Genomic DNA, 19,161 nt, shown 5'->3' with positions numbered 1-19,161 from the left:
TCTTTTCCTTACACATGATCGTTGTATTTATTTTGTATTGCGGTGGATGAGGTAGTCGGCGAAGCGCCAGTGCTCTCTATGCGCTCGGCCAGGGGTTTGAGTATATTTACAGGTGACTTTGAAGCCGTCATACGCAGCAAGGTAGGCAGTAATAGCAAGGTGAATATGGTACTCACCGTCATTCCTCCCACAATAACAGCCGCAAGACCTCGGTAAATAACGCTGCCTGCACCTGGTAGCAACAGCAGGGGCAGCATGCCAAAGATTGAAGTCAGCGTGCTCATAAAGATAGGCCGTAAACGTAGTTTGATGGCTTGTTCTACCGCGTCATCACGGGTCAGCCCTTCTTGCTCTCCTATACGAGTCTGATGCACGAGTAAAATGGCATTGTTCACCACAAGCCCTAGCAAAATAATGAAGCCAATCATGGTTAACAGGTCCATGGGCTGGAAGGTAAAGATGTTCATGATACGAATAGCAATCACCCCGCCCACCGTGGCTAGCGGAATAGAAAGTACTACCAGCACGCTGTCTTTTAACGATTTAAACAACCCCGCCATTAACAGCAGTAGCAACACCATGGCAAAAAGAAAGTTATCAGCCATCGAGGCAATAGCGCCTTTTAAGCTATCCGCGCTACCACCATAATTAATAGCGCCATCGGTAGGCATCATGGCCATAATGGCAGGTTCAACCTCAGAGGTAATCACTTTCATGGCTTCTTCTAAACTCATACCCTCTGGCGGATTTACGTTTAGCGTAAGGGTTCTTCGACCATCAATGCGCTGAATACGACTTGGCCCTACGGCTCTTTCAATACCTACCAGTTCGCCTAATTGCACCACCTCGCCTGATGGCGTCATGACTGGCGTGCTATTTAAGTCTTCGGGTGTAAACCAGGGTGCTGAGCGAAAGATAATATTCATGCGTTTGGTGCCATCGAAGTACTCCCCCACATACATACCATCACCCATGGCACGTACCAGGTTCCCCATACTGCCCCGATTTAACCCGACTTCCATCATTCGGCTGTCATTAGGGTAAAAGCGTAGCTCTGGTTCGGCTTGCTCTAGAGGAGGATTCGAACGCGCATTAGCGTTAGGGAAAACTTCTCTCAATTTATCTAAACCTGCTTGCGCAGCGATGCCGAGCATGGCTTGGTCGGTACCTTGAAGATGAATGTCGATTGAGCGACCGTTTCCAAAGCCGCCGAACAAATTGCCTTGTTGTGAAAAGGTCTGTGTATCCGGCAAATCCTTTAAAATTTCATCGCGAACAATGGCTTCTAACTCTTTGACCTTAGACTGATCTTTAGCGCGCACACCCAAATTGCCGCCATTTGGCCATGTGATAATGTAGTAGTTTTTCAGCGCTGGCTGCTTTTCTCCGTCCATATAGGGCTGCAGTCGCTCAACGATAATTGGCATCACTTCTTCACTAATAAAGTTTTCACTGGCACCCGCAGGCAAACTTAAGAAGGCGTCAACAGCATCGCGTTTTACGGGCGGCAAATAATCCATGGAAGGCATAAGCAAAACACTACCTGTAATAGGCACGCCCATGAGTGTTATGACTAATAAAAGGCGGCGAAGCGGCGTACTTGATAGCGACATAATAGCGCGGGTTATCTTAGCCCATACCCGCTGTAAGCTATCAGCTGGCATATTGCCATTAAGGTATCTAGCGGCAACAACAGGCAATACCGTTACCGCAACCACTAGCGACATACACACTGCAATGGCAATGGTAAGAGCGAGGTCAGCAAACAATTGCCCTTCAACATCTTCCAAAAACATGACGGGAATAAAAATAGCAACGGTGGTGGCTGTTGACGCCATGAGGGCACCAAACACTTCTTTCGTTCCCCGATGGGCACAATCCTCCATGTGCGTTTGTGAATTTGGGTCTCTATTTTCGATTTCGGCTTCGGCGCTCTTGCGCGTTCTTACAATGTTTTCCAGCACGACAATAGCTGCATCTAGCACCATACCTACCGCAAAGGCGAGTCCTGCCAGTGAAATGATATTGAGCGAGCGACCGGTAAGTTGAAGCACCACAAAAGTGCTAAGTAGTGAGATAGGAATGGCCAATGCCACAATGAGCGTTGCCCGCAGCTGACGCATAAAGAGCCAAAGCACGGCAATGGCAAGCAGCACGCCTATAAATAAATTGCTGGTAACTAGCTGCACCGCTCTATAGATAAACACTGAGGCATCGAAGCTTTGCGCCATTACTAACTGTTCAGGGACCAAGTCCTGTTCGTTTATTTGTGCAACTTTTGCTTTTACGGCTTCTAAGGTAGCTAAAACATTGGCGTTGTTTTGTCTGTCTACGCGAATAGATATAGCCGGATTGCCGTTTTGCACACTGTAGTTTGCACCGTCAGCGCGGGTGATTTTAATTTCGGCAATGTCATTTAGAGTGATAGGGCTGCCGTCTCGCCATTCAAGGATCATTTCACCCATTTGCGTAGGCTCGTAGCGACCTTCAAAACGCAGGGTATAGCGTCTTCTGCCCACATCGACAAAGCCGCCTGAAATATCATTCGCACGCCCCAACTCGTTGGCAACTGCCGTTAGGTCAATGCCTAACTGCGCCGCTTTAAACGGATCGAAAACAATTTGAAACTCCTCAACGCCGCCAACACCGCTTTCCATTCGCGCCCTTGCAACGCCCGGGATGGATTCAAGCTGAGGTTTAATGACATCGGTAAAAAAGGTTACATAGGTATTAATTTCGTTTGGATTGCCCGGAAGGCGCTGAAGAAAAAAGTAGGTCAAAGCGGGGGCGTCTCCCCCACTTCCAGCAAGCATAATATTAGGGGACAAGGTATCGCGAGGTAGTGGCGGTACGCGATTCATGCGGCTAATCACTTCAATGAGCGTTTTCTGCATGTCCGTATCTAAACCAAACTCTAGATTAATCCACGCATTACCTTGGTTTGCCCATGCATTCATCGACTCAAGGCCAGGGATCCCTTGCAGCACTTCCTCTTGAGGTTCAATGATCTCCGACTCAATTTCTTGGGGCGACGCAGCGCGCCACGAGGTCTGGATATTAATATTCGGTCGTTCAATGTCAGGAAACAGCTGTACCGGTAAATTAAACAGGCTATATAGACCTAAAAACACCAGCAGTGTTATTCCTATACCTACCCCAGTCGCGTTTTTTATTGCTTGCTTAGTGATGTCCATAATATGGCACTTATGCTTTTTATTGTTTGGTTTACTATAGGTCGCAGGAATGACAGAAAAAGTTTAAAGCCATGACACTAAGAATTTCAGCGATTATTAACATTTTGTTTAAATACCGTTTAAAAAACGTTATTTATCGCAGATGAGTGGACCTCAAAAATACGCCATTTGTCGGCGCTGGACATATTTGCTTACACCCACCGTTAATTAGGCGTCGCGACGTGGAGTGAGGGTAGGGATATTTTTAACTCGCCCTTCGGGAAGGTTTGGCAAGCATCACTATGGGAATTTAAAAAGCAACGGCCATTCCTACATTCCCACGCTTTGCTAGGAAACTTACCAGCACCTTCTGGGTGGGCAATCATCTATGCGGATTGGTATTGTTCTTTAAGTATCGAACAAAAATTTAGAGCAAAAAAAAGCCGCTCTAGGAGCGGCTTTTTTCAAATACGTCAGCGATTACGCTTCAGCAATGATGATCACTTTGATTGAAGTGATAACGTCAGAGTGAAGTTGTAAGTCGATGTCATACTCACCAGTTTCACGAAGAGTACCAGTAGGTAGTTTAACTTCTGCTTTTTGTACTTCAACGCCAGCTGCAGTGATTGCATCAGCGATGTCACGAGTACCAACAGAGCCAAATAGTTTACCTTCGTCACCAGCAGGAGCTGCGATTGTAACTTCAGCAAGCTCAGCAACTTTTTCAGCGCGTGCGTTAGCAGCAGCTAGTTGCTCAGCAATTTTCGCTTCAAGTTCAGCACGACGTGCTTCGAACTTTTCAACGTTGTCTTTAGTTGCAGGAACCGCTTTACCCTGTGGGAAAAGGAAGTTACGAGCGTAACCAGACTTAACAGTCACTTGGTCGCCCAGGCCGCCAAGGTTGGCGATTTTATCTAGTAGGATGATATTCATCTTAGCTAACCCTTATATTCGCCAAATTACTTGTGTGAATCAGTGTACGGAAGCAACGCAAGGAAACGTGCGCGCTTGATCGCAGAAGACAGCTGACGCTGATATTTTGCGCTTGTACCAGTAATACGGCTAGGGACAATTTTACCGCTCTCAGTGATGTAGTTCTTAAGAGTAGCGATATCTTTGTAATCAATCTCAGTCACACCTTCTGCAGTGAAACGGCAGAACTTACGACGTCTGAAAAAACGAGCCATGGGTGATCTCCTTAAGCGTTGTCTTCAGTGGTTTCAGTTTTCTTTTCCGCGCGATCTTGGCGAGGAGCAGAATCGTCACGACGCTCACGACGAGGCTCTTCTTTCATCATTGGAGAAGGCTCAGTCACAGCAGTCTTAGTGCGCATAACCATGTTACGTAGGATCACGTCGTTGAAACGGAAAGCATTTTCCAATTCATCAACAGCTTCTGCAGACGCTTCAGCATTGATTAGTACGTAGTGGGCTTTGTGCAGTTTTTCAATTGGGTAAGCCAGTTGACGACGGCCCCAATCTTCTAAACGATGAATCTGACCACCGTCTTGCTTTAGGATTGTGGTATAACGCTCGATCATACCAGGTACTTGTTCACTCTGATCAGGGTGAACCATAAATACGATTTCGTAATGACGCATTATAGCTCCTTACGGTTGTAGCCTCGACAGTACAGCCGACTGTATGGAGACAAGGAACGAATTGGGATGGCTGTAAGGGCGCGCATTATACGCAGCAGTTACTAATTGCACAAGCATTAATCACCTTTAGAACAATCATTTGCCCTTTCCCCAAACACTACGCTCAGACATTTAATCAAAATACTGTTTATTTATACAGTTAAATGCTGTACAGTTTTTGTGTCTTTAATAAACAGGGGACCTACCATGGCCATTACCACACAGTATGTTGTTACGCACAAAGGGGTAGAAAAATTGGTAACTACCGACAAAAAAGAAGCCGATCAGTATGACAAAATGCTCGATGCAGCAGATAACCTTGCTGACTACATTCATGCGAAGGGCATTAAGCTAGACGATAGCGTAGTGGAAGAACTCACCATCATGCTGTCTAAAAACAAAGATAAAATCAGTAAGATTTTCAAAGGCGCTACCGCAGAAAGCGTATTAGAAGATGAAAGCGCAGAAGTGGTAAAGCTACAAGCTAACGGCTGATAATTTAGGCGCGCCTCTCTTTTGCGTCGTTATGATGAGCAATTAATAAGAGCAATTGCCGCTTTAGGCTGATGAGATCTGATAGCATAGCTATACGCAAAAATGTTATTTGATAACATTACCTCAACGCGGCAATGTGTTTTCTCTGGTTTTTAACTGGGTGAACAGACGTGTCGCTTTTGCTAATGTGAACATAAGACGTAAATACAGGTCGGGCTTAGCGTGAATACCATCAATAAAAAAAATAGCACTCACTCCCAGCGCAACGCAGTGTCTGAAGAGCACAACGCAGTGAATAAAGGGCGCAACACAGCGATTGAAGTTAGCAATTTACAGTTTTCGTACACCAAAGAAAGTCCCCCCATCATTGACATTAAAGCGTGGCAAGTTTCGCAAGGTGAGCACGTTTTTCTCTCAGGGCCTTCGGGTAGCGGAAAGAGCACATTGCTCAATTTGCTGTGCGGAACATTAACTCCAACTCAGGGCGACATTGCCTTATTAGCGCAGCCTTTCTCCGCATTATCGAACCGACAGCGGGACAAGTTTAGAGCACGCAATATCGGCGTTGTTTTTCAACAATTTAATCTTATTCCCTACCTTTCTGTGGCACAGAACATTAATGCGGCGGTGTATTTTGCAAGTACAAACGTCAGCAAGACAGCATCAGACGCAAAGCTTCGTCATTTACTGGACAAGCTACAGCTGCCTTCTCACGTGCTGCATGCGAAAGCTGACGCATTGAGTATTGGTCAGCAGCAGCGCGTTGCCATTGCCAGAGCACTGATTAACGACCCACAATTATTAATTGTCGATGAACCTACCTCTGCCCTAGATACCGATGCCAGAGATAGTTTTATGTCGCTGCTAAAAGACGTTGCAGGTGAAAGCACCATGATTTTTGTTAGTCACGATAAAGCCATGGAGAGTTATTTCGACCGCCACTGCAGCATGAGTGAATTAAGCCCAAGTACAAACCACATAAAAACGCGAGGCGATGAGGCCCCAAAAGCACAGGAGCGGGCGTAATGCTAAGTACCATTGCTATTGAAAGCTTAAAGCGCAGGAAAACAACGGCAATCCTCACACTTTTAAGCATTACCATCAGCATTAGTTTACTTTTGTGCGTGGACATTATTCGCACCCAAGTTAAAACCAGTTTTACGCGCACCGTTTCTGGTGTAGATCTTATTGTTGGCGCACCAAGTGGACAGCTTAATTTACTCCTGTCATCAGTGTTTAATATAGGCACTCCCACCAAAGGTATTGAATATAAAAGTATTGCGGCGCTTCAATCTAATAAGCAGGTATCGTGGCTTATCCCACTATCTTTGGGTGATACCCACAGAGGTTTTAGAGTAGTAGGTACGACCAACAGCTTTTTCGATCACTTTAAATACGGTGATATGCAATCACTTGAAATGGCAGCAGGCTCGGCATTTACGCAGCCACTGTCTACCGTTGTTGGCGCAGATATCGCCAAATCATTGGGGTACAAGGTAGGGGATAAGATTATTATTTCCCATGGTCTGGGTAGCGTATCGTTCAACAACCATGATGATCACCCTTTCACTATCTCAGGCATAGTTAAGAAAACCGGTACGCCCGTAGATAAAGCCGTATACGTTACCCTACAGGGACTTGAAGAAGCCCACACAGGACCTAAACATTCCCCCACCTCAATGTTAGGCCGTAAATCTGCTGACAAGGCGAACGAGCATGAGCATGAGCATGAGCATGAGCATGAGCATGAGCATGAGCATGACGAGCATACAAAAGAACATGCAGTTTACAATAGCGAAGCGTTTACGCCTGAGTCAGTATCCGTGGTGATGCTGGGGCTTAAACATCGGGTAACTGCACTGCAGCTTCAGTATCAAATTAATCAAAGTAAAAAAGAGCCGCTAATGGCTATTCTACCGGGCATGGCACTCGCAGAACTTTGGCAAATTATGGGAAATGTTGAATCGCTATTGCTTGGCCTTTCCGGTCTTATCGTCATCTGCGCGTTAATTGGGCTTGCGACTATGCTGCTGGCAACGATGAGAGAGCGTTATCAAGAAATCGCCGTTTTACGAACTATAGGCGCAGGACCGTTTACCTTACTGCTACTCATACAGATTGAAGCGATGCTGCTTACGATTGTGAGTGCCGCACTGAGTTTAGGCTTGGTAGCTGGGCTTATGAGCGCACTAAAACCTTGGTTAAGCAGTACCTATGGGTTGTTTTTAAGCAGCCCACTGTTTGGACAAAGCAGTGTTATTATCATTTTACTGATACTGGGGTGCACATACTTGGTTTCGCTATTCCCCGCTGTGGCGGCCTACAGACGCGGCCTACACGCGGGACTAAACGCGAACTCATAAATACCCATGCCTACAGCGTTGTTTCCGGTTTTATAGGCTTTTATTTAGCCCCACATCTATGCGCCAATAGGCAATAGGTCTTTTAATGGAGTGAGCTTAAGCGAGCTGGAGAGAGTATTACTCTCCCACTCGCTTATCTGTACTGAAACGTAATATTAGCTCGTGAACCTGATTAACCGTTGCGCGCAAATCGTGGCTTGCTGCAAGCGATGCTTCAGATGAACGCTGGGTTTCAGACGCGCCGTCAGCGACTTCTACTAACTGCTGGTTAATATGCTCTGCCACCGTGCTTTGTTCTTCCACCGCTGAAGACATCTCTACCGTGGCATCAGCGATACCTTTCACTGCATTGTTAATTTCAAACAATGCACCTCGGGTTTCTTCTACTATAGCGCTGCCGTGCTCAGCTGAAGCTAGCCCTTCCGTCGATACCCTTACAGCTCGATCAGAACGCTCAGCCAATTCATTAATGATGTTGTGGATTTTATCGGTCGATTCGCGAGTTTTCGAAGCTAAAGTACGAACCTCATCGGCAACAACCGCAAAACCTCTTCCTTGTTCGCCAGCCCTTGCAGCTTCGATCGCAGCATTAAGCGCTAACAGGTTAGTTTGCTCAGCGATGGTCGAGATGATATTGGCCGCTTCGCCAATATCGCTGGTTGACTGAGCCAACTCTGTCACTGTGGTAGAGATAGACTCAACCGCCTCGCGTAAGGCGACAATCGCCTGCATGGCTTGTTCTGCTTTTTGGTTGCCTGTCTCTACATTAGATGCCGCTGTCCTTGCGCTCTTTGCGTTACTTTCTACTCGTTCGGCAACTTCTTGAATCGCTTGACTCATTTGCGTTACCGCAGACGCAATTTGCTGTGTAGCTTGATTTTGCTGAACAACCGCGGCACTGGTGCTTTCTGCTTGTTGATGCGTGGTGTTAGCAATTGATTCGAGCCCCGCTGATGCATCTTTAATTCGGGTTAATGCCGTGCGATTTCTGGCAAGTTCACACCCCAGTGCAAGTTTGGCTTGGCTTATGTGAGGGGGGTCTGGGAAGTAGGTTTGTGCCACCGTTTCATTAGCGTAGCTTTCTGGGCTAAGAGAAAGCAGCGCGCCCCAGTCTTTTCTTGTCTTGGCTTCTTGAGCAATCATTAAAACTATAGCTCCAAGCAGCGCAATACCTGCCGCTGCCCAACCATGGGTAAACGCGAGTACTAAAACAAGTAGGGCGCTTAACAGTATTGTTGGCGCCATGTGCATGAGGCCTTGCCCCAGTCGCGACATCGGCGATACCGCAGATTTTCCTTCCTGCATTCTGGCGTAAACGCTAGATGCGCGTGCTATTTCGTCATTTAACGCCGGCACTCGAACAGATTCGTAGCCTACTACTGACTTACCTTCATAAACGGGAGTCACAAACGCCGAAACCCAATAGTGATCGCCATTTTTTCTTCTGTTTTTGACTAACCCAATCCAGCTTTGCCCTGATTCCAAAGTACGCCACATTTCTTTGAAGACAGGAGCAGGCATATCTGGATGACGGATAATGTTGTGATTTTTGCCAATGAGCTCTTCGCGACTGAAGCCACTTGCTTCTACAAATGCGCTGTTACAATGCTGGATTACACCGCGCTTATCGGTAGATGAAATAAGACGATGATGTGCGGGAAACTTGTACTCTTTTTGGGTAACTGGCTGATTATTTCTCATTGGGTGCTTTCTCCATGTAGCAAAGCAATCATCCGTTAATCGTAGGAAATGTTGCTTACCTCCTAAGACTAGAACATAAACAAATTCTGTCTAGCAGGAAGAAAAAATTAGAGAAATTCTATATTCTATCAGCTATTTAGGAAAGCACTTTATACTTTAGGCTAGAGGTAACAAAACGGCAACGCGCGTACCCTTTCCTTCTTCGCTAGTGATATTTATCTTTCCGTTGTGCTCTTCAACAATAGTCATGGAAATAGACATTCCCAACCCTGTTCCCTCGCCGGGTGGTTTAGTTGTAAAAAAGGGCGTGAATATTCTATCCAGTGTTTCTTTCGACATACCAATACCCTCGTCTTCTACGATAAGCATGGCGCTTTTGTCATCTTGCTGCACTTTGAGTGTTATGGACTTCCCTTCTGGGGTTGCATAAATAGCATTGGTCACAAAGTTAACCAACACCTGCTGAATCTGTCCTGCATTACCAAGGAAATAGACATCCTTATCGGGTACTTCTACATTAAGTTTGTTTTTGTACCTGTGCAGGTTGTTCGTTAGCTTGATCACCGTGTTCATGGCGTCAATGGCACTAATTTGTGTATGCTTTCCTGAACCAGGATACGAAAAACTTCGCAGCGCTTTTACAATTTCAATAATACGTTCAATACCCTCGTGAGATTCATTGAACATCTCTGTAATTTCGCTCGCACTTTCTTGTAGTGAAAAGCGTTTTTCCAGCGCCTCGAACTGCGACTCTACCTCTCCACCAGCAGTGCGACAAAGCTTGCCTATTTCTTCTAACGCGTGTTGATAATCGCTAAAAATTTCTTTTGCAACCACCGTATTGCTTCGAACATAACCGATAGGGTTATTGATTTCGTGTGCTATACCCGCAGCAAGTTGCCCCAACATCGCCATCTTGTCTGCACTAACCAGCCTTTCTTCTAGAAAGTCTCTGTCTTTTTTAACCGAACTCAATTCTATTTGCCGACTGGTGAGCTCAGTTTTTTTGTTCTGGTAACGAGACCTAATGTTTAGATAATGTTTGGTGGTATCAAGAACGTGTAGCGTTTCTTCTTCTAAGTGATCGTCTTTGGTAAGCAACACGAGCCAAGCGAATTCGCCGTCTGCCATTTCATGCATAAAGTGAAGTAGCCTTGCTTCTTCTTTTGTATCTGGTCGCTGCACTGCATTAACGCACCAGTGGGAATAGCTCTCGCGCAGTGTCAGAGGGGTTTCGTCTTTGAGAAGTTTGGCGAGCTCGGGAGAGCTATACCATCCATTTTCGTGAGATAGCACCTGGCTATCATCCCCCACAGTTAGCGCTTCACCTTCTACAATAAATGCTTTTCCACAATGGGCACCGCTAAATTCAACCGCCGATTCCAGCGCAGAAAATATAAAACTCTTACCCGGCTGAGCATTTGAAAGCTGTGATGCGGCTCGGTTAAGGTACAACAACTCCCTTTCCCGCTGTTTTGAATCTTTTAAGGCTTTTCTTAGCGCTTGATTCGCTAAGTAAGCATCTTGTGAGTAGGTTTCAAGAAAAGACTCTGCGTTTTTACGCGCTATTTTTTGACGTTTAAGCTGTCGTTCTAAAGAGTTAACGCGGGCTTCCAGCGCTAGAATGCGCTCTTGTTCGGTGGAATACGATGTTTCACTCACCAAAAAGCCCTCCGTTTAGGGCGCCGCTATGAATTCGGGCGCCACGCTTTTCAATAGGGCCAGTTGAACCGCAAGGCTCTACGGGCGCTAATTAACTAGCCTATCAAGTAGTGTTAGTACTCTCTCACTGGCTTGTTCCATTTCCATAAGCTTAGCATCTGCCTCAGCATTGTTGCCATTTTGTTTAGCTAGAACGGCAGCGATACCGCTACTATGCACTTTTGCATGCGGCGCTTCAATCTCTCTGAATGCCGTTGTCTGGCCAATCGCTTTGTTAGCATTGTCACTATACCACTGCCCAAGGCGGCAGTTCTTATGATCGCCAAAGTCCGCCACAGATTTATTGCTGTAGCCGCACAGCACTGCATAAACCTCGGCCTTCCACACTACATGATCCAATTTTACTGTTTGAATGAACGTAGCAATTGCGCCTTCGCTAATGGTGGACTTCATACTGTCACAGTGTTGCACCATAACTTCGTAGCTGCCATTTAGCTGATTAATGCCGGTCTCTAGCTGCTCGTTGTTTCCGCGCAGCTCATTGACACCTGAAACCGCTTTGGAAGTAGACTGAATTATACCGTTCACCAGCTCAGATACTTCTGTTGCTGATTTGTTGGTTTCTGTCGCCAATGCACGTACTTCATCAGCAACAACACTAAACCCGCGGCCTGCATCGCCTGCTCGCGCAGCTTCGATAGCAGCGTTTAGCGCAAGTAAGTTAGTTTGGTCAGAAATACTCGTAATAGTAGTAACAAATTTATTAATGTTATCTGCTGTTGTTGATAGCCCCGATATACGTTCGCTCATGCTGCCCATTTGGACATTAAGCCCGCTCATGTCGGTAACAATTTTGCTTAATGTAGTCGCAGAATCACTAAACAACTCATTAATATTAGCAACAGACTGGTTCTCAGCATCGATACGTTGATAAGTAGCCAACACCGTTTCACGAATACCTTCTAATTGACGCATTGCATCAACAATGCACTTCATTACAACGGAATCGTTCGACGATGCATGCTGACCGTTTGCAGCCTCAATGGCATTAATGAGTTCACTATTTTCTGCCTCTAAAACGTCAATTTTGTCTAAGGCTTCTTGCACTCTTGCTTCTAGTTTACGTACTTGCGCTTCTTTTTCTTCGTATTTACTGCGAGATACAAACATGTGTGGTTACCGATATGTTTTTTATAGAGTTATTTTGTTCAGATTAACAGATATCCAGACCATTTAACTATTAGTCTGAAGTAGCGTTATGCTATGAGTATCGGCGGAATCTTGAAAAACTGATGAAATAAAACGCTCGGTTGAGACGAGCTTTATTTTTGTGGCAGTAGATGCGGCTCTAGGGGCGGGCGACGGGCGCCTTTTTTAGGACCATACCACAACGTCAGATAGTCTAGGATAGCGGGCTCCGCATCACCTAATGGCCATAGCTTTTGCGTGTCTTGCATCCATCGAATAGTTTCAAGCCATCTCTCTCTGCTCATTGCGTTCTGTGTAATTAGTGAAGGCGAATGGCATGCGCTACAGTGTGCAACCACTAGATTGTAGCCGGACGCTACAGTAAGACCTGACTGGGGGTCAACAGACACAGTCGTGGCGTCAGCGGAATGCATACTTGAGCCGCTATTTTTATCGCTACTTTCATTGATGGCCGCAACCAGTGGTGTGCTAACTAACCCTGCCATAATAGAAACAAAAACCAATAGACGGCGCATGCGGGCGCTCCATATCTCAAACACGTTACTCGGTACCATGTGTTTTACACAACCCGCACAGCAATGCGATGGCAGGCATTGTTTAAGTAGCCTTTTGGATTCCAGCCCGGCAATACCATAGGTTGTGCTTTTCCATTTTCATCTACGGCTTTGGCCCATATTTCGAAATAACCTTGTTGAGGAAAGGCTATTTTTGTAGTGAATTGCTGCCATGCATGTCTATTTACGGGAAGCGTGAGCTCTGCTATTTGCCACGTTTGCCCGAAATCAATAGATGTGTACACTTCAGCCACTTTACCCTCGCCACTCCATGCATGACCGCGCACGCTTAGTTTCTTGGCCAAAGGATGATCAGTGCCCGATTGTGGAAAAGTAATGAGTGACTTAATAGGCATAGCTTCAATGATACACATATCTTCATCGGCTACTTTCGCCCCCGGAGCAACGGGTTTACAAGGGAGTCGGTACGCTTTGCCCAGCATTTTTGCACCGTCATGCACGCGGTCTCTGACCACTATCTTCTTAAGCCACTTACCAGACGTAGACGCTGGCCAACCACCAAAAACCAGTCGGAGCGGATAGCCATTCATTAAAGGCAGAGGTTCATCATTCATTGCCCATGCAATCAACGACTCATCTTCCATCGCTTTGTTTATCGGCACCCCGCGAGAAATAGCCGCTTTGCCCGGTGTACGGCTTAAATGCTGGTCATCACCATAATAGCCAATGTAAACAGCGCTATCTTTTACGCCCACTGACGTGAGTACATCTTTAAGCCTTACACCTGTCCATTTAGGGCATCCCACAGCTCCGGTAGTCCATTGGTTCCCCGTCGCTGCTGGCGAGAACTCGGCACGTCCATTACCGCCGCATTCCAGCGTTAGTTGGTATGAGTAATGTTTGAATTGGGTTTTGAGCTCTTCCAACGTGAAGGTTTTTGACTGCTCGGCCGACTCCCCTTCAATAGTAAGCGTCCACGTACTCGCGTCTGGCTTTTGCGGGGGAATACCATTATTCCTTACGAAAAATCGAGAGGCAGGCGTAACCGCATCATCAAGTAAGTGCGCTGGCGTTTCAGCGTTAATTGGCCGGTCGTTAAGTATTGTTAGCCCGTCTTTTCCCTCGATAGAAAAAGGCGTGTTCGACTGAGCAAATGCAGCGGGAATAAGTCCTGCTGGCATGAACTGACCGTAAACGACTTCAGCACCAAGTAGCAAAGACAGAGACTTCAGACCTTTGATAAAACCACGCCGAGTCAGCGCGTTGCTAGTTCGCTGAAAAACCTGTTCGTCGGCCTTTACAGGGTCCTTAGCGTACAGTTCGTGAAGGCCATGTTTTTTCACTGCTACCACCTCGTCATTGAGTGCTTTGTGTATTAAGAGTGCATTAAGAATAATTGTGATAAATCGCGCAAAAAATCCCACTATATTGCGAACAAATAGCCCAATATAAGCAGTGCAATCCACAGCGTTTCTGCCACGATCATCACAATTGGCAGCATACCGACTTCGGCTAACTTACCAAGGTTAGACTTCATACCGATTGCCGTAATTGAAACGACTAAGAAGAAGCGTGATATCTGGGTCCCCGTTTCAATAACTACTTCGGGTAGGGTTACAAAGCTGTTGAGTAACATAAGTACAATAAAGCCAACTAGAAACATCGGCATTTTAGGCACTTGCGCCCCGTCAGCCTGACTTTTGGCTTTGTAAAAGTGTTTAATGGCAATCATCATAATGAGTACCACTGGCATTAGCATGGCTACTCGTACCAGCTTGGTCAGTGTCGCCATGTCGCCTGCACTGTCAGACACCGAGTAACCTGCCCCCACAACTTGCGCCACATCGTGAATAGTGCCGCCTAAGAAAATGCCAGCTTCCGTATCATTCATGCCCAACTGCGCCGCCACAATTGGGTAGAGCACCATGGCGATGGTCGACATAGCGGTTACGCCAATAACCGTCAGCAACGTGTCTCTTTCGTGGTTTTCTCCCTTGGGAAGAATGGTGGAAATGGCGAGAGCCGCAGACGCACCACAAATGGCTACTGAGCCTCCCGTTAATGCACCAAAACGCTTTTGTAACCCGAGTAATTTGGCGAGACCCACTCCGACAATAATTGTTGTGAGTATGGCAGCGGCCAGCATAAGAGCGGTCTGCCACCCAAGTACCGCTAAGTCACCTAGCGCAATGCGTAGACCAAGCAGAACAACTCCAGCGCGAAGAAGAGTACTTGCCGTGAAATCGATACCACACGCACAGGGCGTATCGTTCTGATACAAAAACGATACGGCCATACCCAAAAGTAATGCGAACAACATAGCAGGGGCATTGTAATGCTCACTCAAAAAGAGCGCCGCCATACCGGTAATGGTTGCAATTCCTAGCCCGGGCCAAATATTTTTACATTTTACTGCTATATCGTTCATTTTCTTTTATCGCTCTGAGGCCACAAGCGCAACAAGCACTACGCGCTTTCGCTCGCCAGAATAAGGGCGGCGGCCATGCATTGCACGGTAATTGTCAACAATAGCCACGTCACCATCTTGCCACTCTAAGTCAAAGGTGTAAGTTTCAGACAGTTCTGCAACGCGCTCTAAACCGGCTTTAGGAATTGCACTTCCATCGCCAAAAGTAATTGCCGACGACGGGTTTTCCCTTACGCCTTTCCATCCCATATACGCAGCTATTAGCTGGTTATAGAACACTTCTGAGCCATCACTAAGTTCGATAACCGCAGGTAAGACAGGCGTAATGGCTCTTAGACTACCATCCTCCAACCATTGCCAGGTGTATCCTAACTCTTTTAATTTAGCTTCTGCCTCTTCTAATGACTCAACGCTTAGCGTGCTTTTCCAGCTTCTTCCTTGGCCAGAGTTGGCATCATTGGCTGCTGGCATAGTAGTCGTATATTTAAGGCCTTTCTCTTTAAAGTCTTTAGCAAGCGCAGGATTTTCTTCCTTCAATGCTTCAAACAATTTGTCGGAGCGACACAAAGGCGTTGCTCCTCCCTCATCCGCTGCAGTCTTACAAAAGAAAAACAGCTTGCTAGGTGAAATAGGCGTCTGCGCCATTTCATGATGTAGAAAAATTTCTACGTCTTTCGGCGCTTCATTTGCTGTGAATACGCGCTCAGTAAAGTTAATACGCACGGCATTAGACAACGACTCCTGATAGGTAAAGTTAGGATAGCCGAAGCCTGCTGAGAAAACGTCAAAGGTCTCTGCGGAATCAATTGGAAACCCTCGGAAAAGTAGTGCTCCCGACTTTGCAAGTTTTGCTTCAAGCTCTGATTGATTTGCTTTTACAAATGCAACGGTCTCTTCTACCGTTGTACAACCCTCGTTGTTCACGACTATTTCAGGGAACACACCGCCGTTATAATTGTGCTGAGTAGGTACACTTGCGTAGGCTACCGCAGAGCTGTCATTGACGTTTTTCATAGCTAACTCCTAGTCGTAAATAGGGTGGAAACGGTTAAAGGCAGCTTCGCAGAAGTGCCCTGGATCGTTAAATCTGCGATTTACGTTCAATGCAGATATTGCCTGCATTTCACTGTCGCTGAGTGAGAAGTCAAAAAGTGCGAGGTTTTCTTTCATACGCTCAACTTTTGACGTTTTTGGAATGATGGCGTTACCGCGCTGAATTCCCCAACGCAAGACAACCTGCGCGGGCGTTTTACCATGGGCTTCTGCCGCGGCTTTTACTACGCTTTGCTCAAGCACTGATTCCGTCTGATCAGCCATTTCAAGCTCTAGATAAGATAAGGCACCTAGCGGAGAGAAGGCCGTCACCTCCAGTCCATAGTCTTTTGCCAAACGAATTAGTCGCTCTTGCGTAAGGTACGGGTGAGATTCAATTTGCAGCATGGCTGGCTTAATACGCGCATAGCTCATCAGGTCGTTAAGCAAACCGGTGTTGTAATTACACACACCAATTTGTTTTGCTTTTCCGCTATCGGCAAGCGACTCCATTGCCTCCCATGTCTTATGCAAAGGTACAGGCGCGAGTTCCATTTTAGGCTCGGCAACATCAGGTTCGTAAAACCATTCTGGTGGATAACGGGTCTCGATAGGCACAAATTTCTGCGCTATCGGGAAATGGATCAGGTATAAGTCTACATAATCTAACTGTAAGTCTGACAAGGTTTTCTCTAAAGCAAGACCCACGTGTTCAGGGGCGTGAAAGGTATTCCATAGTTTAGAAGTAACCCAAAGCTCTTCTCTGGTGCACAAGCCTTCATCAATCGCTCGCTTAATGCCTTCACCCACTTCCTTTTCATTGCCGTAATCAGCGGCACAATCTAAGTGTCGATAGCCAGCCTTAATCGCTTGGTACGTGGTTTCCGCACATATGGCAGTATCGACCTTCCAAAAACCAAAACCTACCTCTGGTATCTTATTCATTGTTTCATTCACCTTAGAATTCGTTGCTTTAAGCTAGTACGGACTTTCTCTTAAACGTACTGCAAAGATAAAAAGCCGCGGTTTACTTTTGCAGTATGCTCTTGTATAACTTTAGCTTCAAACTTTAGTCTTGTATAAGACATAAGTTATTACACAGATATACCGATGTCAACAAAGTGTTAACAAACTTAATGAAAAGTTTGGAGTGCAATAAAAAGAAATGTCTAGCGGTGGCATAACAAGGTAAAGCGTTACCTTGTTATGCTAGGTGTTCGAGAGTCGGTAAGAAACAATTTGACAGGAACGGACGTTTAAAACGTTGTGGTTGAACAGTTTGGCGTTGATAGCAAAGGATTAATCAAGTTCAACTTGGTAATGGTAGTGGTCAGTTCTACATTTGCTTTCACGATATTCAATGAGTTTACCGTCAATAGACTCAGTGACGCGCGTAACCATAAGTAACGGCATTCCTTTTTCGATACCTAAGCTTTTTGCATCACTTTTTGAGGCCAAAACCGCTTTAATGCTGTCACGGGTCTTAAATACAGTTTGGTTATAGTCTGTTTGATAAAAATGATACAGAGTATGCGGAATATCTTCTCGCTTCTCGATGTCAGGAAATCGCTTAGACGGTAAATAAATAGTTTCAAGCATACAAAATTCGTTATCGAGAATTCGCCTACGCTTAAGCTTCACTACTTTGTCTTTAGCGGTAATTGATAATGCAGTTTGGACACTTTCAATTGGCTCGACCAGCTCTTTACTTAACAGTTCAGCTTTGGGTAGGTCAGCACCTTTTCCGTCAGCTTGTAACGGAAAGAAACGAAACAGCGCATCTTGTGCCGTATGCTCAGAAACAAATGTACCGACCCCCTGACGACGGGTTACAATTTTGGTATCTGTCAGCAATGTTAGCGCTTTGCGAACGGTTCCTTGGCTAACATTGAATTCGTCAGCAAGCTTAAACTCACTAGGTAGCATCTCGCCTGGTTGCCAACGGCGCTCGACAATAAGCTGCTTAATGTATTCAGCGACTTGTTGATACAGCGGCTGAAAGGCAAGACTTGGACCGCTGAGTTTGTGATCGAATTGAGATGAAGACATGAACCCTAACCTAAACGCTTAATTTTTGTTGTTATATCATACACAAGAGTTATAGCGCACTTTTGATATAAATCACATACATTGCAGGAATTACACGTGATGCTTTTGGAAACACTGCTTCCCATGTTTGCGCTATTAGGGCTTGCGACACTGCTACAGACCTTAAGCGGGTTTGGTTTTGGCCTTATGGTGGTATCAAGCTTTACGTTATTCGGCATCTTGCCGCTTACGGCGACCACCTTTATGGTGAGTTTTCTAAGTCTTTTCAATTCCATCAGCTTAGTAGTGAAAAACACGGAGCAAATAAATAGACGTGCTTTCACTATTATACTGGTTAGCGGTATACCATTTATGGCGGTAGGCTACGCATTGTTGGAATACCTGTCCGTTGGGATGGCAACTTGGCTCAATCTACTGCTCGGCTTGGCTATTCTCAGCTGCTGTGGCCTTTTGTTAATAAAAAGAAAGCGGACACAGCCATCAGGTCGCGCATACGGTTTTTCTATCGCTGGCGCTCTAGGTGGATTGCTAGGCGGTCTTTTTTCTACCTTTGGCCCACCTGTGGTATTTCAGTGTTATCGACAAACCTGGCCAATAAATGAAATCAGGATAACGCTGCTGGCCGTATTTAGTGTTACCTCACTTATACGCCTTGCCATAATACCGTTTGGTACTTTGCCTTCAACAGAAGTGTTTCTGTCTGCTGTTTTCGCCATTCCCGTCATTTTAATTTTCACGCGATTAGGACGAATTCTCGCTGCTCGCGTGTCCGCTGCCGCTGTCCGACTGTTAGCCTTGACCATGCTTGCATTAAGTGGCGTAACCCTTATTGTCCAAAATATCAGTATCTAAGACGGCTTGATAGTGAACGCGGATCTAAATCTTCATAATTTTC

The 19,161-nt window shown here is 45.9% G+C and carries 17 protein-coding genes; 4 read left to right on the top strand and 13 right to left on the bottom strand.

Going from position 1 to position 19,161, the window contains the following annotated elements:
- Positions 1-8: 8 nt before the first annotated feature.
- The 4 genes from MHN02_RS01315 to rpsF all read right to left on the bottom strand — a co-directional run bounded on the left by MHN02_RS01315 (position 9) and on the right by rpsF (position 4,773).
- Entirely contained in the window at positions 9-3,194 is a 3,186-nt protein-coding gene (locus MHN02_RS01315) for an efflux RND transporter permease subunit (protein WP_239244234.1), read from the bottom strand.
- Positions 3,195-3,653: 459 nt separating this feature from the next.
- Complete coding sequence (rplI, locus tag MHN02_RS01310; protein WP_012519953.1) at positions 3,654-4,106, bottom strand: 50S ribosomal protein L9; 453 nt, start codon at positions 4,104-4,106, stop codon at positions 3,654-3,656.
- 26 nt (positions 4,107-4,132) lie between these two features.
- Positions 4,133-4,360 carry a 30S ribosomal protein S18 gene (gene rpsR / locus MHN02_RS01305; protein ID WP_012519954.1) on the bottom strand — a complete coding sequence of 76 codons (228 nt, stop codon included), beginning with the start codon at positions 4,358-4,360 and terminating at the stop codon, positions 4,133-4,135.
- Positions 4,361-4,371: 11 nt separating this feature from the next.
- Positions 4,372-4,773 (bottom strand): 30S ribosomal protein S6, encoded by a 402-nt coding sequence (gene rpsF, locus MHN02_RS01300; RefSeq protein ID WP_014951120.1) that lies wholly within the window; start codon positions 4,771-4,773, stop codon positions 4,372-4,374.
- A gap of 246 nt (positions 4,774-5,019) precedes the next feature.
- Here rpsF and MHN02_RS01295 point away from each other — a divergent pair, with 246 nt between their 5' ends.
- The 3 genes from MHN02_RS01295 to MHN02_RS01285 all read left to right on the top strand — a co-directional run bounded on the left by MHN02_RS01295 (position 5,020) and on the right by MHN02_RS01285 (position 7,670).
- Positions 5,020-5,307, top strand: a complete 288-nt coding sequence (locus MHN02_RS01295) for a YebG family protein (protein WP_014951121.1) — start codon at positions 5,020-5,022, stop codon at positions 5,305-5,307.
- Positions 5,308-5,529: 222 nt separating this feature from the next.
- Positions 5,530-6,333 carry an ABC transporter ATP-binding protein gene (locus tag MHN02_RS01290; protein WP_239244232.1) on the top strand — a complete coding sequence of 268 codons (804 nt, stop codon included), beginning with the start codon at positions 5,530-5,532 and terminating at the stop codon, positions 6,331-6,333.
- On the top strand, positions 6,333-7,670 hold the full coding sequence (locus tag MHN02_RS01285; RefSeq protein WP_239244230.1) for an ABC transporter permease: 1,338 nt from the start codon (positions 6,333-6,335) through the stop codon (positions 7,668-7,670). The genes MHN02_RS01290 and MHN02_RS01285 overlap by 1 nt, the downstream gene beginning before the upstream one ends.
- 117 nt (positions 7,671-7,787) lie before the next feature.
- On the opposite strand, the gene MHN02_RS01280 is transcribed toward MHN02_RS01285, so the two are convergent.
- The 9 genes from MHN02_RS01280 to MHN02_RS01240 all read right to left on the bottom strand — a co-directional run bounded on the left by MHN02_RS01280 (position 7,788) and on the right by MHN02_RS01240 (position 18,266).
- Complete coding sequence (locus tag MHN02_RS01280) at positions 7,788-9,371, bottom strand: PAS domain-containing methyl-accepting chemotaxis protein (protein ID WP_061486742.1); 1,584 nt, start codon at positions 9,369-9,371, stop codon at positions 7,788-7,790.
- 156 nt (positions 9,372-9,527) lie between these two features.
- Positions 9,528-11,033: an ATP-binding protein gene (locus MHN02_RS01275; RefSeq protein WP_239244228.1), complete on the bottom strand. Its 1,506-nt coding sequence runs from the start codon at positions 11,031-11,033 to the stop codon at positions 9,528-9,530.
- Positions 11,034-11,120: 87 nt separating this feature from the next.
- On the bottom strand, positions 11,121-12,203 hold the full coding sequence (locus tag MHN02_RS01270) for a methyl-accepting chemotaxis protein (protein ID WP_014951126.1): 1,083 nt from the start codon (positions 12,201-12,203) through the stop codon (positions 11,121-11,123).
- A gap of 152 nt (positions 12,204-12,355) precedes the next feature.
- On the bottom strand, positions 12,356-12,757 hold the full coding sequence (locus MHN02_RS01265; RefSeq protein WP_156078958.1) for a hypothetical protein: 402 nt from the start codon (positions 12,755-12,757) through the stop codon (positions 12,356-12,358).
- A 44-nt stretch (positions 12,758-12,801) separates the two neighbouring features.
- The gene (locus tag MHN02_RS01260) at positions 12,802-14,181 is read right to left on the bottom strand and encodes a sulfite oxidase (RefSeq protein WP_069945129.1); all 1,380 of its coding nucleotides are present in this window, start codon (positions 14,179-14,181) and stop codon (positions 12,802-12,804) included.
- Positions 14,181-15,185: a putative sulfate exporter family transporter gene (locus tag MHN02_RS01255; RefSeq protein WP_014951129.1), complete on the bottom strand. Its 1,005-nt coding sequence runs from the start codon at positions 15,183-15,185 to the stop codon at positions 14,181-14,183. Before MHN02_RS01255 ends, MHN02_RS01260 begins: the two co-directional genes overlap by 1 nt.
- Before the next feature lie 6 nt (positions 15,186-15,191).
- Entirely contained in the window at positions 15,192-16,199 is a 1,008-nt protein-coding gene (locus MHN02_RS01250) for a TauD/TfdA family dioxygenase (RefSeq protein ID WP_014951130.1), read from the bottom strand.
- A gap of 9 nt (positions 16,200-16,208) precedes the next feature.
- Positions 16,209-17,162 (bottom strand): aldo/keto reductase, encoded by a 954-nt coding sequence (locus MHN02_RS01245; RefSeq protein ID WP_014951131.1) that lies wholly within the window; start codon positions 17,160-17,162, stop codon positions 16,209-16,211.
- 354 nt (positions 17,163-17,516) lie between these two features.
- Positions 17,517-18,266 (bottom strand): GntR family transcriptional regulator, encoded by a 750-nt coding sequence (locus MHN02_RS01240; protein WP_014951132.1) that lies wholly within the window; start codon positions 18,264-18,266, stop codon positions 17,517-17,519.
- A 99-nt stretch (positions 18,267-18,365) separates the two neighbouring features.
- Between MHN02_RS01240 and MHN02_RS01235 the strand changes: the two genes are divergently transcribed.
- A complete protein-coding gene (locus MHN02_RS01235) occupies positions 18,366-19,118 on the top strand; it encodes a TSUP family transporter (RefSeq protein ID WP_014951133.1) in 753 nt (250 codons plus the stop codon).
- Positions 19,119-19,161 lie beyond the last annotated feature (43 nt).

Origin of the sequence: Alteromonas sp. CNT1-28 (assembly GCF_022348345.1) — a bacterium.
GTDB classification, from domain to species: domain Bacteria; phylum Pseudomonadota; class Gammaproteobacteria; order Enterobacterales; family Alteromonadaceae; genus Alteromonas; species Alteromonas macleodii.
Note: the sequence above shows the minus strand (reverse complement) of the source record. Positions and strands in the feature narration are given on the sequence as shown.

Coding starts and splice junctions, on each gene's coding strand:
- MHN02_RS01285 (WP_239244230.1), top strand. CDS start 6,333: ATGCTAAGTACCATTGCTATTGAAAGCTTAAAGCGCAGGAAAACAACG.
- MHN02_RS01245 (WP_014951131.1), bottom strand. CDS start 17,162: ATGAATAAGATACCAGAGGTAGGTTTTGGTTTTTGGAAGGTCGATACT.
- MHN02_RS01315 (WP_239244234.1), bottom strand. CDS start 3,194: ATGGACATCACTAAGCAAGCAATAAAAAACGCGACTGGGGTAGGTATA.
- MHN02_RS01255 (WP_014951129.1), bottom strand. CDS start 15,185: ATGAACGATATAGCAGTAAAATGTAAAAATATTTGGCCCGGGCTAGGA.
- rplI (WP_012519953.1), bottom strand. CDS start 4,106: ATGAATATCATCCTACTAGATAAAATCGCCAACCTTGGCGGCCTGGGC.
- MHN02_RS01235 (WP_014951133.1), top strand. CDS start 18,366: ATGCTTTTGGAAACACTGCTTCCCATGTTTGCGCTATTAGGGCTTGCG.
- MHN02_RS01240 (WP_014951132.1), bottom strand. CDS start 18,266: ATGTCTTCATCTCAATTCGATCACAAACTCAGCGGTCCAAGTCTTGCC.
- MHN02_RS01280 (WP_061486742.1), bottom strand. CDS start 9,371: ATGAGAAATAATCAGCCAGTTACCCAAAAAGAGTACAAGTTTCCCGCA.
- MHN02_RS01265 (WP_156078958.1), bottom strand. CDS start 12,757: ATGCGCCGTCTATTGGTTTTTGTTTCTATTATGGCAGGGTTAGTTAGC.
- rpsR (WP_012519954.1), bottom strand. CDS start 4,360: ATGGCTCGTTTTTTCAGACGTCGTAAGTTCTGCCGTTTCACTGCAGAA.
- MHN02_RS01295 (WP_014951121.1), top strand. CDS start 5,020: ATGGCCATTACCACACAGTATGTTGTTACGCACAAAGGGGTAGAAAAA.
- rpsF (WP_014951120.1), bottom strand. CDS start 4,773: ATGCGTCATTACGAAATCGTATTTATGGTTCACCCTGATCAGAGTGAA.
- MHN02_RS01270 (WP_014951126.1), bottom strand. CDS start 12,203: ATGTTTGTATCTCGCAGTAAATACGAAGAAAAAGAAGCGCAAGTACGT.
- MHN02_RS01250 (WP_014951130.1), bottom strand. CDS start 16,199: ATGAAAAACGTCAATGACAGCTCTGCGGTAGCCTACGCAAGTGTACCT.